Origin of the sequence: Burkholderia sp. Ac-20392 (assembly GCF_017104585.1) — a bacterium.
GTDB lineage: Bacteria > Pseudomonadota > Gammaproteobacteria > Burkholderiales > Burkholderiaceae > Burkholderia > Burkholderia lata.
Window position 1 is genome coordinate 1 of sequence record NZ_JAAGPB010000011.1, and the last position, 15,183, is coordinate 15,183.

Sequence of the window (15,183 nt, forward strand, 5' to 3'; positions counted from 1 at the left end):
TCGGCTGGCGCGCGGTCTCGCGCAGCGCGAGCACCGACACGATGCCGATGAACGATGCGCCCATCAGGTAGTACGCGGGCATCATCAGGTCGCCGGTGCGATCGACCAGCCATGCGGTCACGAGCGGCGTCGTGCCGCCGAACAGCGACACCGACACGTTGAAGCCGATCGCGAGCGCGCCATAGCGGATGCGAGTGGGGAACAGCGCGGGCAGCGCCGACGGCATCACGCCGGTAAAGCACGACAGCAACACACCGTAGATCAGCATCCCGCCGAACACGGGCAGCATGCCGCCGGTGCGGATCAGCATCAGCGCCGGCACCGCGAGCACGAGCAGGCCCACGCAGCCGGCCATCATCACCGGCTTGCGGCCGACCTTGTCCGACAGGTGCCCGGCATAGAGCGTCATCGGCATCATCAGCACCATCACGAGCAGCACCAGGAACAGGCCGTGCGATTCGCGGAAGTGCAGCGTCGCCGACAGGTAGCTCGGCAGGTACGACAGCGCCATGTAATCGGTCACGTTGAAGATCAGCACGAGACCGACGCATTGCAGCAGCGGCCTCCACTGTTCGACGAGCAGCGTCGCGAAGCGTTGTTTCGGCCGCGACCGTTCGTCCGCTTCGCGTGCTTCGGCTTCCTTCTTGAAGGCGGGCGTTTCCTCGAGTTTCAGCCGGATATAGAGCCCCACGAGACCGAGCGGACCGGCGATGAAGAACGGCACGCGCCAGCCCCACGACAGCAGCGCTTCCTGCGACAGCGACGCGGTGAGCAGCGCGACCGTCGCCGCGCCGAGCGTATAACCGATCAGCGTGCCGAATTCGAGGAAGCTGCCCATGAAGCCGCGGCGCCTGTCCGTCGAGAATTCGGCGATGAAGGTGGCTGCGCCGCCGTATTCGCCGCCGGTCGAGAAACCCTGCACGAGGCGGGCGACGAGCAGCAGCACGGGGGCCATGATGCCGATCGACGCGTAGCTGGGGATCAGGCCGATCGCGAACGTGCCCACCGCCATCATGATCATGGTTGCGGCCAGCACGCGCTGGCGGCCGATACGGTCGCCGAGCGGGCCGAACACCATGCCGCCGAGCGGACGCACGAGGAACGCGGCCGCGAACGTGCCGAAGGTCGCGAGCAACTGTGCAGACGGGCTGCTGGACGGGAAGAACACCTTGCCGAGCGTGACGGCGATGTAGCTGTACACGCCGAAGTCGAACCATTCCATCGCGTTGCCGAACGCCATGGCGCCGACCGCGCGCTTGAGGACGGCAGGGTCGACGATCGTGATGTCATCCAGCTTGACGGACTTGCGCGAAGACCGGGCTTTCGCGGGGTGCGCTTGCGACGGGCTCAAAGAACTCTCCTGGAATTGCCTTGGCAGCCGGCCGGGCGGGTGAGCAGTGGAGTCGTGCGGGCCGATGGACAGCGAAGGCGGGTGTCTCGGGGCGCCTCGATGTCGGGGGAGTGACGCGCGTTGCGGGCGACACCGGGCAGGTTTGTTGTGAGAACCAGTTTAGAGAAACGGGCGCAGCCGACTATCGGTCATGCGCCCGGAACCCGGTTGTAAACGACATCGACGATGTTGCACGAGAACGTCGGGAATGACCGGGCTGGTTCATGCGGTCGCGCATGCGAGGCGACCGCGCCTTTTCGTGGAATACGACGAGATGCGACACGATGCAGAAAGACGTCGTGCACGATGCGTTGGTACGAATGCATGCCCGCGCAACGACTTTCCGTCATCCGATGGAATTAAAAAGTTAATTCGGAATGCGAATGTTATGTAGAGGCGAGTAAGCGCGGGTCAGGCGGGCGGCCATTCCCGCATCGGAACATGCGGTGGATCCAAGGACTTGCGCCGGCAGTCGGGTCGGTTGCCGAAACACGCATTGTCGATCCCGTGCTCGATGTTCATTGCACCCTGGCTGTTGACCGTCGCGACCTGCTCGGACTGCGCAGCGGCCCTCGTCAGGCTGTAGCGGATGCCGACGGCCTGGCGCTGTCGAATGGGCGAAGGCGGCTCTTGAAGAACATCCGTGCGCGACAACGTCGCGTTCATCACGCTTCGCGACGACGCACGGGGTCGAGATATTCGACAGGAGCGTGACAATCCTGACGTGACGCGACAGGTCTTCAGGGCTGTCCGTCCGTTCGGTCATCAGGCGCGTTTTGTATGAAGAATAGGCGTCGATGGTCGCGATAAATCGCGAGGAATTTCGCACCGCACGAACCCGCGCACTCGGTCATACGCGAATTTTCATAAATGCGAACGTTTGCGTGCCGCTATGCTGGAATATTCGACGATGAAACCGGCATTTCATTACCGATGTGAAGCCGCGGACAATTTGAATGTCCAATAACGTTCGATGAAAATTCCTGTCACGAACACATACACGAAATCGAAGTGTGTACGATGCCGGCACGCCATTGCCGATTCGCATTCAGCGATTCCGGATGGCGCCTGGTCAACGCCACCGACAGCTGCAGTATTACGCCAAATTACGGCGAACCCGGTGTTGACATAAAACTTTCCGAAATGCGCGATTGACCGGCACAGCGATGGGGATCGAGGCCCGGCAGCGCGCGGCGAAGGGCGCCGCGCGGCACGCGTTTTTCCGAACACGATCGATCGATGGCAATGCGTGATTCGCGCGCGACGCTGCAGTGCCTGCGCGTTGATCGCGCATTCATTCGTGCCGGCCGTGCGTGCCGGCAATTGCGGTGCATTCAACGGAATCGGCTTCCTGGCATTCATCCGGAGGTCGATCTGCCGTCGCTATCACGGCGCTAATTCCGAATCATTGAGGCACATCTATTTTTGGTGGATTTGAGTGAATGCGTTGCGGTTGATATGAAGAATCTTTAAAAAAGGGGCCATACCGTCTGCTTGATTGATTCCGACAACAACACGGCGAAAACAGACATTGACAAATCGGCGGACAAAGGCCGCCCATATGATGCGGCGCAGAAAACCAGAAATGTAAGAAATTGTCAAAGGTCCGTAATAATGCAGACAGTGTCGAATCATTCATCGACGGGGTTAAGCGTGAATCGTGGCAGAGGCCCCGGAAACGGGCATCAACGGGCAAGCGTAATCGTACTGCTGCTCGAGGGTTTTCCCATTATGCAGATGGGCAAGCTGGCCGCGGTTTTCGAACTCGCCAATCAGCTTGGCCGTGAGGATGGCGCATTCGTCGACCACTACGAATTACGGCTCTATTCCGTGCATGGCGGGCCGGTTCGCTCGTCGTCGGGTGTCGGGATCTGGACGGAGGCAGCCAGTACGCTGGACGCCAGCACCGTGCATGCGATGTTCGTCCTGAGCGGTCAGGGCGGGATCGACAAACTCGACGAGCAGCTGATCGTGTGGCTGAGGTATGCGCATCAGCGCGCACGCGTCGTGAGGGGCAGCAGTGGCGGGCGGAAGTTGCTGACGCAGATTCACCTGGCCCAAAAAGAGGTGGAGCGCGCATCGCCCGAGATGGACGCCGGCGGCGCATGGCAAGTCAGACGCGACGACTTCGACTACGCGGGCGACGAGGACGATGGGCCGTTCTCGGATGCGCTGTCGATCGTCCGGGTGGACATGGGCTACGAAATCGCGCAGGAAATCGTGATGTGCATGGTGTCCGGCGCGAACCGGAAGCTGACCGACGTGCTGTTCGGCGCACGAGTCGCGCGGGCGAGCACGCTGATTCGCATGGCGGCACATCATCTGCGCGTGAATAGCGAAAACCGCATCTCCATCGCGGACGCGGCGCAGGCCGCGGCGATGAGCGAGCGCAATTTCCTGCGGCGCTTCAAGAATGAAATCGGCGTGACGCCCACCGAGTTCGTGTTGAGGATCCGCCTCGAAAAAGCATGCCGCATGCTGATCGAGACGGATCTTCCGGCGGACAAGGTCGCGAGACGAACCGGCCTGGGCAGCGGCGACCGGATGGCGAAGCTGTTTCGCCAGCACTTGCAGACCTCGCCGACCGAATACCGGGCCGCCGCGCGAAAAGGCGGCGACGCATCGGCCGAGATGTTGTACGCGTCGGATCTGAGCGGCTGGATGAGCGGCGCGACCTCCTAGGTCACACCATCGCGGCTCGCGACCCGCGATCGATCCGCGGAATTCAATACCGTGCGTGTCATCCCTATCGGGATATTCGTATTTCGTTCGAATGACAGGGCCGTCGTTCCGGAATCAAGACCCGGATATCGGCTAATCGAAATGCGACGAAGGCGGATTCAGCCACAATCGTGGCGCAGTCCGACACGGCGCGTCAAAAGCGCGCTTCCACTGGATTAAGTTATCGACTGGCCTTTCGAGGAGGCGGCACCCCGGTACTCCTCGGAATTTTGCCTGCCGTGTCGTCGTGAGCGCACTGTGCAGGCCTTTTTATTCGTCGAGCCAGCATTCGTGCCGATCCTGTTCGGTCGATGCTTGCCCGCATGTTCCGGGCGGCGATCCGGTGATGCGATCGCTGCCCGATGCGCCGAGACGACCGGCGCGATCAATCCACTTTCAACGGTCAATTGCGCGTCGCGATGGCGAGCCCGATTCGGGAATTTCGCATCGCGATCGCTCGGCATTCCCGTCCGGAATTTCATCGCGTCATGCGTGAAACGGATCGAATGATATTGAGTGGAAACCCGCCTTGATTTCTTCCGCCATCAACAAGGCGGATTCGGACGCACGCGATAAAAGCGCGAATCGCGACGAATATGATGCGCTGCGGAAACATTGAAGCAGCGACGTCGCGACGGTCGCGTCGCGTCGAATGCGCTTCGCATCCGGCCGGATCGGCCACGGTGGATTCGAGCGGCATGAGGTGAAGACGTGAGGCGCCGATGCGCCGCGCGAACGGGTGTTGGACGATGAATTAGGAGTTCATATCAATGAATTCGTTGATCAATCGAGCGACCGATATCGGACTGATCGTGCTGGGCGCGTTCATTCCGGCGTTGATCGGCGCCACTGGCGGTGCGCGAGGATCCCTGTTCGACGGTGCGCTGGTTGCGTTCGCCGCGGCGCTGGCATTGTCGGTATTCCCCGCCTGCGGCATCTACGAGCCGGTGCGGACGCGATCGCTGTTGCGCGTGCTCGGCCGGACCGTGCTCGCGTGGATCGTCGTGCAGGGCATGAGCACGGCGCTTCTGTACGTGCTGCATCGTGCCCACGTGCTGTCGAACGAATGGTTCGTGTACTGGACGCTCGCGAGCGGGATCGGCCTGATTGCCTTCCGTGCGCTGACGCTTGCGATCTTCGGGATGATCGCGCGGGCTGGCGGCCAGGTTCGCGCGGCGGCGATCGCGCATGCAGACCGGCACGGCCAGCAGGCGCGCACGCACCGGCCGGCTGCGCGGATCAAGCGGGTGATCAGGCGGACGGTCAAGCGGAGCTTCGACCTGGTCGGTGCGTCGCTGCTTCTCGTGTTGCTGGCGCCCGTGCTGCTGGGCATCGCATGGGCCGTGCGGCGCGATGGCGGCCCGGCGATCTTCGGTCACGAGCGGGTCGGCCGCAATGGCCGGCCGTTCAAATGCCTGAAGTTCCGTTCGATGGTGGCGAACGCCGATGTGGTGCTCAAGGCGCTGCTGGAGCGCGATCCCGACGCTCGCGCGGAATGGGATCGCGAGTTCAAGCTGAAGAACGACGTCCGCATCACGCCGATCGGCCGGCTCCTGCGCAAGACGAGTCTCGACGAGTTGCCGCAACTGATGAACGTGCTGAAAGGCGACATGAGTCTGGTCGGGCCGCGCCCGATCGTCGAAGCCGAGCTCGAGCGTTACGGAACCGACGTGCGCTACTACCTGATGGCGAAGCCGGGCATGACCGGGCTCTGGCAGGTCAGCGGCAGAAACGACATCGACTATTCGACGCGTGTATCGCTCGACGTGTCATACGTTCGCGAATGGTCGTTGCGTCGCGACATCGGGATTTTGTTCAGGACGATCAACGTGGTGTTGCGAGGGTCGGGCGCGTACTAGGCGTCGCGGGGCCGCCGGGCGGGATGCCCACCGGCGGCGCGTCGCGGCGGCACGCGCCGGGTTTGGCAGTGCAGGCAGCAGGTCCGATCTCGACAGGGGTGCTGTACGCGCGTCGACACGGCGCGCGGCGATCGGAGCAATTTCCAATTAAAACAGGTGTGAGGTCGTCATGCAGAGGTTGCGTCAAATGGAGTCGGTGCGCTCGTCCGCGCCGCGATGGCCGGTGCGTGCCGGTTCGCTGGCGGCGATCCTGCCGCTGTGTGCGTTGCTCGGCGCGTGCGGCATCGCGCCGGGCATGCGCATGGAGCAGCCTGCGTCGATTCCGCTGCAGAGCGGCGCCACGCCGGCCGACAGCGTCGCGCTGCCGGTTCCGGTCACGAACATCGACGTGTCGCTGATCCGGCGCATGCGTGAGGCGGAACGCGGCCCGCGCGGCGACGCGCACGATATCGTCGCGCCGCCGGACACATACACCATCGGGCGCGGCGACGTGCTGCAGATCACGGTATGGGACCACCCCGAACTGGCGGCCGCGCTCGGCGCGCCCGCACAGGCCGCGCCGCGCGCGGCAGATGCGCCGCCGGGTTTCGTCGTCGACCAGGACGGCACGCTGCAGTTTCCCTATGCGGGCCGGGTGCAGGTTGCCGGACTGACGGCCGAGCAGGTGCAGACGCAGCTCACGCGCCGTCTCGACAAGACCTTCCGGAATCCGCAGGTGACGGTGCGCATCGCGTCGTTTCGCGCGAAGCAGGTCTATATCGAGGGCGAAGTGCACACGCCGGGCTCGCAGCCGGTGAACGACATCCCGATGACGCTGTACGACGCGATCGGCCGCGCGGGCGGCTTTGCGGCGACGGCCGACCAGAGCCGGATCGTCCTCGTGCGCGACGGCGTCGAGCGCCGGATCGACCTGACCGAGATGGCCGAGCAAGGGCGCAACCCGTCGAAGATCGTGCTGAGGAACGGCGACCTGGTACGCGTGCTGCCGCGCGATGAAAGCGGCGTGTTCGTGATGGGCGAAGTCAACAAGCCCGTGACGGCATTGCCGATGCGCAATGGCCGCCTGACGCTGAGCGAGGCGATCTCGCAGGCCGGCAGCCTCAATGCGAACACGGCCGATGCCGCGCAACTGTACGTGGTGCGCGGCATGCAGGACGAGCAACCGCAGGTCTATCACCTCGATGCCCGATCGCCGGTGGCCATGGTGCTGGCGAATCAGTTCCAGCTGAAGCCGAAGGACGTCGTGTACGTCGACGGCAACGGGCTCGTCCGGTTCAGCCGCGTGCTCAGCCTGTTGCTGCCGGCCATCAATGCCGGCCTGACCGCGGCGATTGCGACCAAATGATCGAATCCATCCTGATCGTCTGCGAGGGAAACATCTGCCGCAGCCCGATGGCCGAAGCGATGCTGCGCGGGGCGATGCCCGGGCGCCGCATCGTGTCCGCCGGCCTGAACGCACTCGTCGGCATGCCGGTCGCGCCGTATGTGCACGACGTGATGCGCCTGCGCGGCTTCGACGTGTCGACGCATCGTGCGCAGCAAATCGGCCTGTCGCTGTGTACCGACGCCGACCTGATTCTCGTGATGGACCGGCGGCAGCGCACGTCGCTCGAAGGCCGGTTCCCGTTCGTGCGCGGCCGCGTGTTCCGCATCGGCGAGTACACGGATTTCGACGTGCACGACCCTTACCGCCAGCCCCGGTTCGTCTTCGAACGCTGCGCGCGACTGATCGAGCTCGGCGTATCCGAGTGGTCGAAGCGCCTTCGCATCGTCTGAACCGGCCGCCGGTCGACGCCCCACTGGAACCCATTCGCTCCCTATCGTTGCCATGACTCAACCCTCCGCCCCGCCGCAGCAAGCCGCCGAAGACGGCAGCGAGACCGATTTCGTCGCGGTGCTCGACATCCTGATGGAAAGCCGCTGGCTGATCGCGACCATCACGTGCATCGTCCTGGCCGCGGGCCTGGCGTACGCGATACTCGGCAAGCCGGTGTTCGAAGCGAACATCATGGTCCAGGTCGAGGACAGCCCCGATACGTCCGCCGCGAAGTCGTTGCTGGGCGACGTGTCCGCGCTGTTCGACGTCAAGTCGTCGGCCGCCGCCGAGCAGCAGATTCTGGCGTCGAGGCTCGTCGTCGAACGCGCGGTGGACAAGCTCCACCTCTTCATCGACGCATCGCCCAAGCGCTTTCCGGTGATCGGCGACTGGATCGCGCGCCACGGCGACGGCCTGTCCGATCCCGGCCTCGCCGGAATCGGCGGATACGCATGGGGCCGCGAGCGCATCGACGTGCCGCAGTTCGACGTGCCGCGAAAGAACGAAGGCGACACGTTCACGCTGACGAGCCTGGGCGGCAAGCGCTACCGGCTCGAAGGCGGCGATTTCGACGCCCCGGTCGAGGGCACGGTCGGTACGCTCGAGCGGTTCCGGTCGCCGCGCGGCCCGATCCTGCTGCGCGTCGACGCGATCGTCGCGAAACCCGGCGCCGAGTTCGTGCTCGTTCGCAACTCGCGGTTGAAGACGATCGAGGATATCCGGGACCGCCTCAACGTCCAGGAGCGCGTCAAGCAATCGGACGTCGTCGTCGCCAGCCTGCAGGACACCGATCCGAAATGGGTAAGCGACACGATGAACGAGATCGGCCGCCAGTACGTCCGCCAGAACATCGAGCGGAAATCGGCCGAGGCCGCCCAGTCGCTCGAGTTCCTCAACGCGCAATTGCCGCAGCTCAAGCAACAGTTGACCGATTCCGAGGCGCGTCTGACGAAGGTGCGAAACGAGCGCGGGACGGTCGACCTGACCGAGGAAGCGAAGCTCGCGCTGGCCCAGACCGCGGACGCGAAGACGCGCCTGCTCGAACTGCAGCAGAAGCGGCAGGAGCTGATGTCCCGCTTTACCGAACGGCACCCGAGCGTGACCGCGATCGACGAACAGATCGCGGCGCTGAGCGGCTATCGGAACGCCGCGGAGCTGCAGATCCGGCGCCTGCCGGACCTGCAGCAGGAAACCGTGCGCCTGATGCTCGATGTGAGGGTCAATACCGATCTCTACACGGCCTTGCTGAACAACATGCAGCAGTTGCAGCTCGTGCAGGCCGGCAAGGTCGGCAACGTACGCCTCGTCGACACCGCGGCGGTGCCGGAAGTGGCGGTGCGGCCGAAGAAGGCGCTCGTCGCGGTGGCGGCGCTGCTGCTCGGGCTGCTCGCCGGCTGCGGCACCGCAGTCGTTCGCTCGATGCTGTTCCACGGCATCTCGGACCACAACGAGATCGAGCGCCGGCTCGGCCTCGCGGTCTACACGACCGTGCCGATCAGCGACCACCAGCGCGACCTGGCCGAAGAGGCCGCGCGCAAGAGCGGCCACAAGTCGATCCTGTCGATCGACTTCCCGAACGAGCCGGCGGTCGAGTGCCTGAGAAGCCTGCGGACCGCGCTGCAATTCGCGATGCTCGAGGCGAAGAACAACGTCGTGCTGATCGCCGGCCCGGCGCCGGGCGTCGGCAAGACGTTCATCTCGTCGAACCTCGCGGTCGTGATGGCCAGTGCCGGGAAGCGTGTGCTGCTGATCGACGGCGACATCCGCAAGGGGCGCCTGCACGACTATCTCGGCTTTTCACGCGGCCGCGGCTTGACGGAACTGATCGCCGGCAGCGCGCGCGTGGACGACGTGCTGCATCGCGAGGTGGTCGAGGGCCTCGATTTCCTCTCGACCGGGACGATGCCGAAGAACCCCGCCGAGCTGCTGCTGAACCGGAACCTCGCGTCGCTGGTCGCCGATCTGTCGTCGCGTTACGACATCGTCATCGTCGACTCGGCGCCGGTCCTTGCCGTGCCCGATACCGGGATTCTCGGCGCGTTCGCCGGCACGACGCTGCTCGTCGCGATGGCGGGCAAGACGAAGCTCGGCGAGATCGGCGAATCGTCGAAACGATTCGCGCAAAACGGCATCCGGCTGAACGGCGTCATCTTCAACGGCGTCAATCCGCGGCTCGGCCAGTACGGGTACGGCTCGAAGTACGGCGGGTACCGGTACGTCGCTTACGAATACGGGATGCACGATGCGTGACGCGCGCATGACCGCAGGCGGCCCGGCACGCGAGCGCTGCAGGGGGGCGCGATGATCAATCCCCGGGATTCGGTCGTGTCGCTGGCCGGTGTCGTGATCGGGCAGATCGCGCTGTTCGCGTGCATCTTCGTGATCGGGCGACGGTTCGGGCCGGAATCGCTCGGCCACTTCAACTACCTGCTCGCGCTGGCGACCTTCGGCGGCACGCTGCTCGCCTTCCGCTACGAACTCGCGTGCGTCGACGACAACCCGCGCGAGTCGTTCAATGCGTTCGTCAACGTGACGGCGCTGGGGCTGGCCGTCGTGGCCGTGTCGGTGGCGGCGATCCGCATCGCCGGTCGCCCCGACCTGGTCATCGTCGCGGTCTATGCGCTGGCGTCGTTCGTGCAACTGGCCGCGGCTTCGTACCTGAACAGCATGAGGCGGTACGGCTGGATCGCGCTGTCGCGCGTGGTCGTCAACGGCGCGTTTCTCGTCGGGCTCGTGCCGGCGCTGGCGTGTCACGCCTGCGCGGGCACTGGCGTATTCGACCTGTATGCGTGGGTGAGCGCGGCGGCCTCGCTGGCGATGGCCGGTGCGATCCTGCTGACCGGCTACCGGGCCGGCCATTCGTTCCGGCTGTCGCGCGGCTTCTTCGTGCGGAACCGCCGCTTTGCGCTGTACATCCTGCCATCGACGCTGTGCGCGTCGGTGCTGACGTACGCGTTGTCGATCGCGATACCGCACTGGTTCGACGCGCAGAGCGCCGGCTACTTTGCCGCGGCTTACCGGTTCGGCTTCTTTCCGGTTTCGCTGATCGCGCAGAGCGTCGGCGGGGTGTTCCGGCGCGATGCCATCGGCGCGATGGCGCGGCCGGATGCGGCCACGACGGTGCCGCAGGTGTACCGCACCTACGCCCGCGCGCTCGCGGGGCTCGCGGCCGTGTACATGGCGGGCGGGCTGCTGCTGTTCGGGCCGCTGGTCGGCCTGTTCTTCGGCGAAAGCTGGCGGGGCGCGGTCGGGTTCTATCAGAGCCTGATGCCGCTCTTCGCGCTGCAACTGATCTACGTGCCGCTGTCGCAGATCTTCCTCGCCACGCGCGCGCAGCGCGTCGATTTCCTGTTTCAGCTCGCTTGCGGCACCTGTCTCGCCGGCGCGCTGGGCGTGGCGAGACTGATGCACCTGTCGGCGCCCGCAAGCGTGCAGATCTTCTCGCTGACGGGCGCGGCGCTGATGGCGGGCGGCATCGCGCTCACGTACCGGGTACTTGGCGCGAACCTGTCCCGATCCCGCGCGCCGGCGTGACGGCGCCGCTACGAAGAACGAACCCACCATGATCCTGATAGTCGTCGATTCCCTCGAGCGGTACTTCTTCGTCACCCGCCTGGTGAGCCCGGTCAGGCACGAGTACGAGTTCGCGTTCCTGACGAGCGAGCCCGTCGCGCATCTCGGCCTGCTGCTGGGCGGCTATCGGTCGGTGTACCTGAACCGCCTGATGCCGATCGACATGCCGGACGCGCAGGCTGCCGACCGGACGCCGTACCGGCTGTCGATCGAGGTGCTGAACGGGCAAATGACGGAGGCGCGCGCGAAGCGCGAGTCGGCGGCGATTTTCCATCTCGCGTCCGAGCTGTTGCGCAGCCGGCGAGTCGAGCAGTGCGTGATGTGGAACGGGCAACAACTCGTGTGCCGGGCGGTTCGCCAGGCATGCACCGTGTACGGCGTGGCGACGCGGTTCATCGAGATCTCGAATCTCCCGGGCAAGCTGTTCGTCGACTCGCTGGGCGTCAATGCGCTGTCGACGATCAGCCACCACCCCGAAGTCATCGATGGCCTGCCGCTGCCCGACGAGGAGACGCATGCGCGGTGGCTGTCGCGCTACGAGCGCGACAAGCGGATGCCGTTGCCGCAGGCGCGGACGTCGCTTGCACGCAAGGCGATGTCCGCGACCAACTACCTGCTGAAGGTGGTCAGCCGCGGGGTGGCCCGCAAGCGCCTCGCCAGCGTGCGCGCGCGCAACGGGATGCCGGCGCCCCGGCAGGCGGCGAATCTGTCGACCGATACGCTGTCGACCAGCCGCTACGTGTTTCTGCCGCTCCAGGTGTCCGGCGACACGCAGATCAAGCTGCATTCGGACGTCGGCAATCTCGAGGCGATCCGTCACGCGTTCGAGTTCGCGGGGAACGAGAGCGCCGACCTGTTCGTGAAGCTTCATCCGGCCGAGACCGATGCGGCCGAGATCGACGCGATCGTGCGCCTGCAGGACACCTACCACTTCGAGATCGTCACGTCGCCGACCACGGATCTGCTCAAGCACGCGTATGCGGTCGTCACGATCAATTCGACGGTCGGGCTGGAGGCGATGCTGTACGGCAAGCGCGTGGTGTCGCTCGGCCGGTGTTTCTACAAGGAATTCGACCGCGAGCGCCTGCTGAAGTACATCCATTCGTTCCTGGTCGACGGAATCGACTACTTCGGCACCTCGCGCATCCCGGCCGACGCGGCCCGGCGCGTGTTCGCGAGGCCCCATTGAGATGACCGTCACGTTGCGACAGACCGCCGAGGCGATCGCCGAAGACTGCCGCCGCAATGCGTTCGTCAAGACGCGCTGCGTCGTGGTGTTCTACCGGATCGTGCATTACCTCGCATGCAGGAGCCGGCTCACGCTGCTGGCCGGCGCGCCGCTCATCGTGCTCTACATCGTGCTGTGCGACTGGCTGATGGGCATCGAGATTCCCGTGAAGACGAGGATCGGCAAGGGGCTCACGATCTATCACGGCACCGGCCTCGTGATCAACGGTTTCGCGGTGATCGGCGACTACTGCACGCTGCGTCACGGCGTGACCATCGGCAACACCACCCGGCAGGACGGCACGATCGACGGCGTGCCTACGATCGGCGATCACGTGGAGTTCGGCGTGCACAGCGTCGTGCTCGGCCCGGTTCGGGTCGGCGATCGCGTGCGCATTGGCGCCGGGGCCGTGGTGCTGAGGGACGTGCCCGACGGCCGCGTCGCCGTCGGCGTCCCGGCGCGCATTCTCGACAACGGACAGGAGCCGCAATGAAGGTGTTCATTCTGCATCCCGGCAAGGCGAACTACCCCGAGATCGCCGCCTACGGGCATTGCCTGGGTGCGCACGGATTCGAGGTGTTCGATGGCGATCTCGACGCCTACGCGCGTTTTCCGGATCGGGACGCCTGCATCCTGTGGTGCATCATGGGCTTCTATCGCGCGTTGCCGCCTGCCCGGTACGTGATTCACGACTATCGCTCGCTGTCGGTCGGGCGGCTCGCCGCCGTCAAGGATCGCGTGAAGCGCGCGCTCAATGTCCGCCCCGATCTGCGGATCTTCCAGAATGCGCAGATGCGCGACGCGATGGCGTTCCGCGACGACGTGCGGACGTTGTTGCTGCCGATGGGCGTGCCGGACTGGATCTTCGATCCGGACGGCGCCGACGCAGGTGCCGCGCACACGCCGTCGGGCCGGTTCTGCTACATCGGCGAAATGAGCCGCGAGCGCGGTTTCCACAAGGTGCTGGCGGCCTATCGCGATGCGCGGCGCGACGAGACGGACACGCTCGTGCTGGTCGGCCAGCCGGAGCCCGAGATCCGCGCGGCGTTCGGCGATACGCCGGGCATCCGGTTCGTCGGCCGCGTGCCGCAGCCGGAGGCGTTGCGCATCGTCCGCGAAAGCGAATACGCGGTGTGCTTCTTTCCGTATCACCGGCCGCACTGCTTCCAGACGCCGACGAAGCTGCTCGAATACGCATCGCTCGGCAAGAAGATCGTCTGCAACGACGCGCCGTCGAACGTGCGTACTGCGAACGAGCTCGGCATCCAGTGCCACGTCACCGGCGCGACGATTTTCGACGAGCTGTTTCCGCTGTCGCGGATTCGCGCGAACGGCACCGACCCGGCCGCGATGAGGTCGCTCGAATGGGGGCGCGTCATCGAGCGCTCGGGCGTGCTTGCGTATCTCGGCGCGGCCGCGGCGCATCGTTCACGAGGCGCAATCCGATGAAGATCGTCCACCTCGTCGAATCCAGCGCCACCGGCACGTTGTCGATGGTGTGCCTGATCGCGAATCGTCTCGCCCGCGACGGCCATGACGTGCACGTCGTCTACTCGGTGCGGCCGGATACGCCCCCCGGGCTCGCCGCACTGTTCGATGCGCGCGTGGCGTTGCATCACGTCCAGATGAAGGGGGCCGGCCCGTTGCGGACCGTGTTCCGGCTGCGCGCGACGCTGACGGCGCTCGAGCCCGACGTCGTGCATCTGCATTCGTCGTTCGCCGGTTTTCTCGGGCGGCTGTCGACGCTGTTCGCGCTGCGGAAGGCGGCGTTCTTCTACAGCCCGCACTGCATTTCGTTCATGCGCCGCGACATCTCGACCCTGAAGCGGCTGGCATTCGTCGCGCTGGAGAGGATCGCGTGTGCGCGGAAGTGTCTTTACGTGGCCTGCTCGGAAAGCGAAGGCCGCGCGATCCGCGCATGGCTGCGTCAGCCGGTCGTGGTGATCGAGAACGCGGTCGGCGGCGCGCCGCACGTTCGTCCGGACGACGCCGCGCGGCCGTCGAGCGGCCCCCTGTGCGTGACGACCGTCGGCGGCATTCGCACGCAGAAGGATCCGGTGCTGTTCGCGCAGATCGCGCAGGGCATGCGCGCGCGCGGCATGCGCTTCGTCTGGATCGGCGACGGCGACGATGCGTTGAAGGCGCGGCTGGCCGAGGCCGGCGTCGAGGTGACCGGGTGGTTGCCGCACGACGAAGTGGCGCGCCGGCTCGACCGCGCGGACGTGTATCTGTCGACGTCGTCGTGGGAAGGCATGCCGGTGTCGGTCATCGAGGCGATGCTGGCCGGCCGGCCCGTCGTCGTGTCCGACTGCGCCGGCAACGTCGACGTCGTGCGCCATCTGCAAACTGGTGTGGTCTATGCGACGGCAGCCGAGGCGGTCGCGTGGCTGGCGCGCCTCACCGGCGACCGTGCCTTGCGCGGGGAGCTGGGCCGGCGGGCCGGCCGCGAGGCGCGCGTGCGCTTCGGCGAGGAACGCCTGTATGGAGAGCTCGCGCCGCTCTATGCGGCCTGGGCCGCCCGTTGACCGTTGTCGCCGGCAGCGCGATCGGGCGGTGTCCGCCGGCGCTCGACGCCGATTCAATTTCGTGGAGAACT

Annotated in this window: 13 protein-coding genes; 10 read left to right on the forward strand and 3 right to left on the reverse strand. The window is 65.5% G+C overall.

Features of this window, described 5'->3' with window-relative positions:
* The 3 genes from proP to G3N99_RS02740 all read right to left on the reverse strand — a co-directional run.
* Nucleotides 1-1,351: glycine betaine/L-proline transporter ProP (proP, locus tag G3N99_RS02730; protein WP_206121575.1), on the reverse strand; the 1,351-nt coding region annotated here is incomplete at its 3' end.
* A 450-nt stretch (nt 1,352-1,801) separates the two neighbouring features.
* Complete coding sequence (locus G3N99_RS02735; RefSeq protein ID WP_206121576.1) at nt 1,802-2,056, reverse strand: hypothetical protein; 255 nt, start codon at nt 2,054-2,056, stop codon at nt 1,802-1,804.
* Nucleotides 2,057-2,317: 261 nt separating this feature from the next.
* Nucleotides 2,318-2,752 (reverse strand): hypothetical protein, encoded by a 435-nt coding sequence (locus G3N99_RS02740; protein ID WP_206121577.1) that lies wholly within the window; start codon nt 2,750-2,752, stop codon nt 2,318-2,320.
* A 249-nt stretch (nt 2,753-3,001) separates the two neighbouring features.
* Here G3N99_RS02740 and G3N99_RS02745 point away from each other — a divergent pair, with 249 nt between their 5' ends.
* From G3N99_RS02745 to G3N99_RS02790, 10 genes are all read left to right on the forward strand, one after another.
* Nucleotides 3,002-4,072, forward strand: a complete 1,071-nt coding sequence (locus G3N99_RS02745) for a helix-turn-helix domain-containing protein (protein ID WP_174933803.1) — start codon at nt 3,002-3,004, stop codon at nt 4,070-4,072.
* A gap of 809 nt (nt 4,073-4,881) precedes the next feature.
* Complete coding sequence (locus G3N99_RS02750; RefSeq protein WP_206121578.1) at nt 4,882-5,970, forward strand: sugar transferase; 1,089 nt, start codon at nt 4,882-4,884, stop codon at nt 5,968-5,970.
* Nucleotides 5,971-6,139: 169 nt separating this feature from the next.
* Nucleotides 6,140-7,315, forward strand: a complete 1,176-nt coding sequence (locus G3N99_RS02755; RefSeq protein WP_206121579.1) for a polysaccharide biosynthesis/export family protein — start codon at nt 6,140-6,142, stop codon at nt 7,313-7,315.
* A complete protein-coding gene (locus tag G3N99_RS02760) occupies nt 7,312-7,746 on the forward strand; it encodes a low molecular weight protein-tyrosine-phosphatase (RefSeq protein WP_174933411.1) in 435 nt (144 codons plus the stop codon). Before G3N99_RS02755 ends, G3N99_RS02760 begins: the two co-directional genes overlap by 4 nt.
* Nucleotides 7,747-7,798: 52 nt before the next feature.
* A complete protein-coding gene (locus G3N99_RS02765) occupies nt 7,799-10,036 on the forward strand; it encodes a polysaccharide biosynthesis tyrosine autokinase (protein ID WP_206121580.1) in 2,238 nt (745 codons plus the stop codon).
* 51 nt (nt 10,037-10,087) lie between these two features.
* On the forward strand, nt 10,088-11,320 hold the full coding sequence (locus G3N99_RS02770) for an oligosaccharide flippase family protein (RefSeq protein ID WP_206121581.1): 1,233 nt from the start codon (nt 10,088-10,090) through the stop codon (nt 11,318-11,320).
* Between the two features lie 28 nt (nt 11,321-11,348).
* Nucleotides 11,349-12,548: a capsular biosynthesis protein gene (locus G3N99_RS02775; RefSeq protein ID WP_206121582.1), complete on the forward strand. Its 1,200-nt coding sequence runs from the start codon at nt 11,349-11,351 to the stop codon at nt 12,546-12,548.
* A 1-nt stretch (nt 12,549) separates the two neighbouring features.
* Nucleotides 12,550-13,080 (forward strand): serine acetyltransferase, encoded by a 531-nt coding sequence (locus G3N99_RS02780; protein ID WP_206121583.1) that lies wholly within the window; start codon nt 12,550-12,552, stop codon nt 13,078-13,080.
* A complete protein-coding gene (locus G3N99_RS02785) occupies nt 13,077-14,036 on the forward strand; it encodes a glycosyltransferase (RefSeq protein WP_206121584.1) in 960 nt (319 codons plus the stop codon). The genes G3N99_RS02780 and G3N99_RS02785 overlap by 4 nt, the downstream gene beginning before the upstream one ends.
* Nucleotides 14,033-15,112 (forward strand): glycosyltransferase, encoded by a 1,080-nt coding sequence (locus G3N99_RS02790; protein ID WP_206121585.1) that lies wholly within the window; start codon nt 14,033-14,035, stop codon nt 15,110-15,112. Before G3N99_RS02785 ends, G3N99_RS02790 begins: the two co-directional genes overlap by 4 nt.
* Nucleotides 15,113-15,183 lie beyond the last annotated feature (71 nt).

Coding starts and splice junctions, on each gene's coding strand:
- G3N99_RS02735 (WP_206121576.1), bottom strand. CDS start 2,056: ATGAACGCGACGTTGTCGCGCACGGATGTTCTTCAAGAGCCGCCTTCG.
- G3N99_RS02740 (WP_206121577.1), bottom strand. CDS start 2,752: ATGAATGCCAGGAAGCCGATTCCGTTGAATGCACCGCAATTGCCGGCA.
- G3N99_RS02750 (WP_206121578.1), top strand. CDS start 4,882: ATGAATTCGTTGATCAATCGAGCGACCGATATCGGACTGATCGTGCTG.
- G3N99_RS02755 (WP_206121579.1), top strand. CDS start 6,140: ATGCAGAGGTTGCGTCAAATGGAGTCGGTGCGCTCGTCCGCGCCGCGA.
- G3N99_RS02760 (WP_174933411.1), top strand. CDS start 7,312: ATGATCGAATCCATCCTGATCGTCTGCGAGGGAAACATCTGCCGCAGC.
- G3N99_RS02765 (WP_206121580.1), top strand. CDS start 7,799: ATGACTCAACCCTCCGCCCCGCCGCAGCAAGCCGCCGAAGACGGCAGC.
- G3N99_RS02770 (WP_206121581.1), top strand. CDS start 10,088: ATGATCAATCCCCGGGATTCGGTCGTGTCGCTGGCCGGTGTCGTGATC.
- G3N99_RS02775 (WP_206121582.1), top strand. CDS start 11,349: ATGATCCTGATAGTCGTCGATTCCCTCGAGCGGTACTTCTTCGTCACC.
- G3N99_RS02780 (WP_206121583.1), top strand. CDS start 12,550: ATGACCGTCACGTTGCGACAGACCGCCGAGGCGATCGCCGAAGACTGC.
- G3N99_RS02785 (WP_206121584.1), top strand. CDS start 13,077: ATGAAGGTGTTCATTCTGCATCCCGGCAAGGCGAACTACCCCGAGATC.
- G3N99_RS02790 (WP_206121585.1), top strand. CDS start 14,033: ATGAAGATCGTCCACCTCGTCGAATCCAGCGCCACCGGCACGTTGTCG.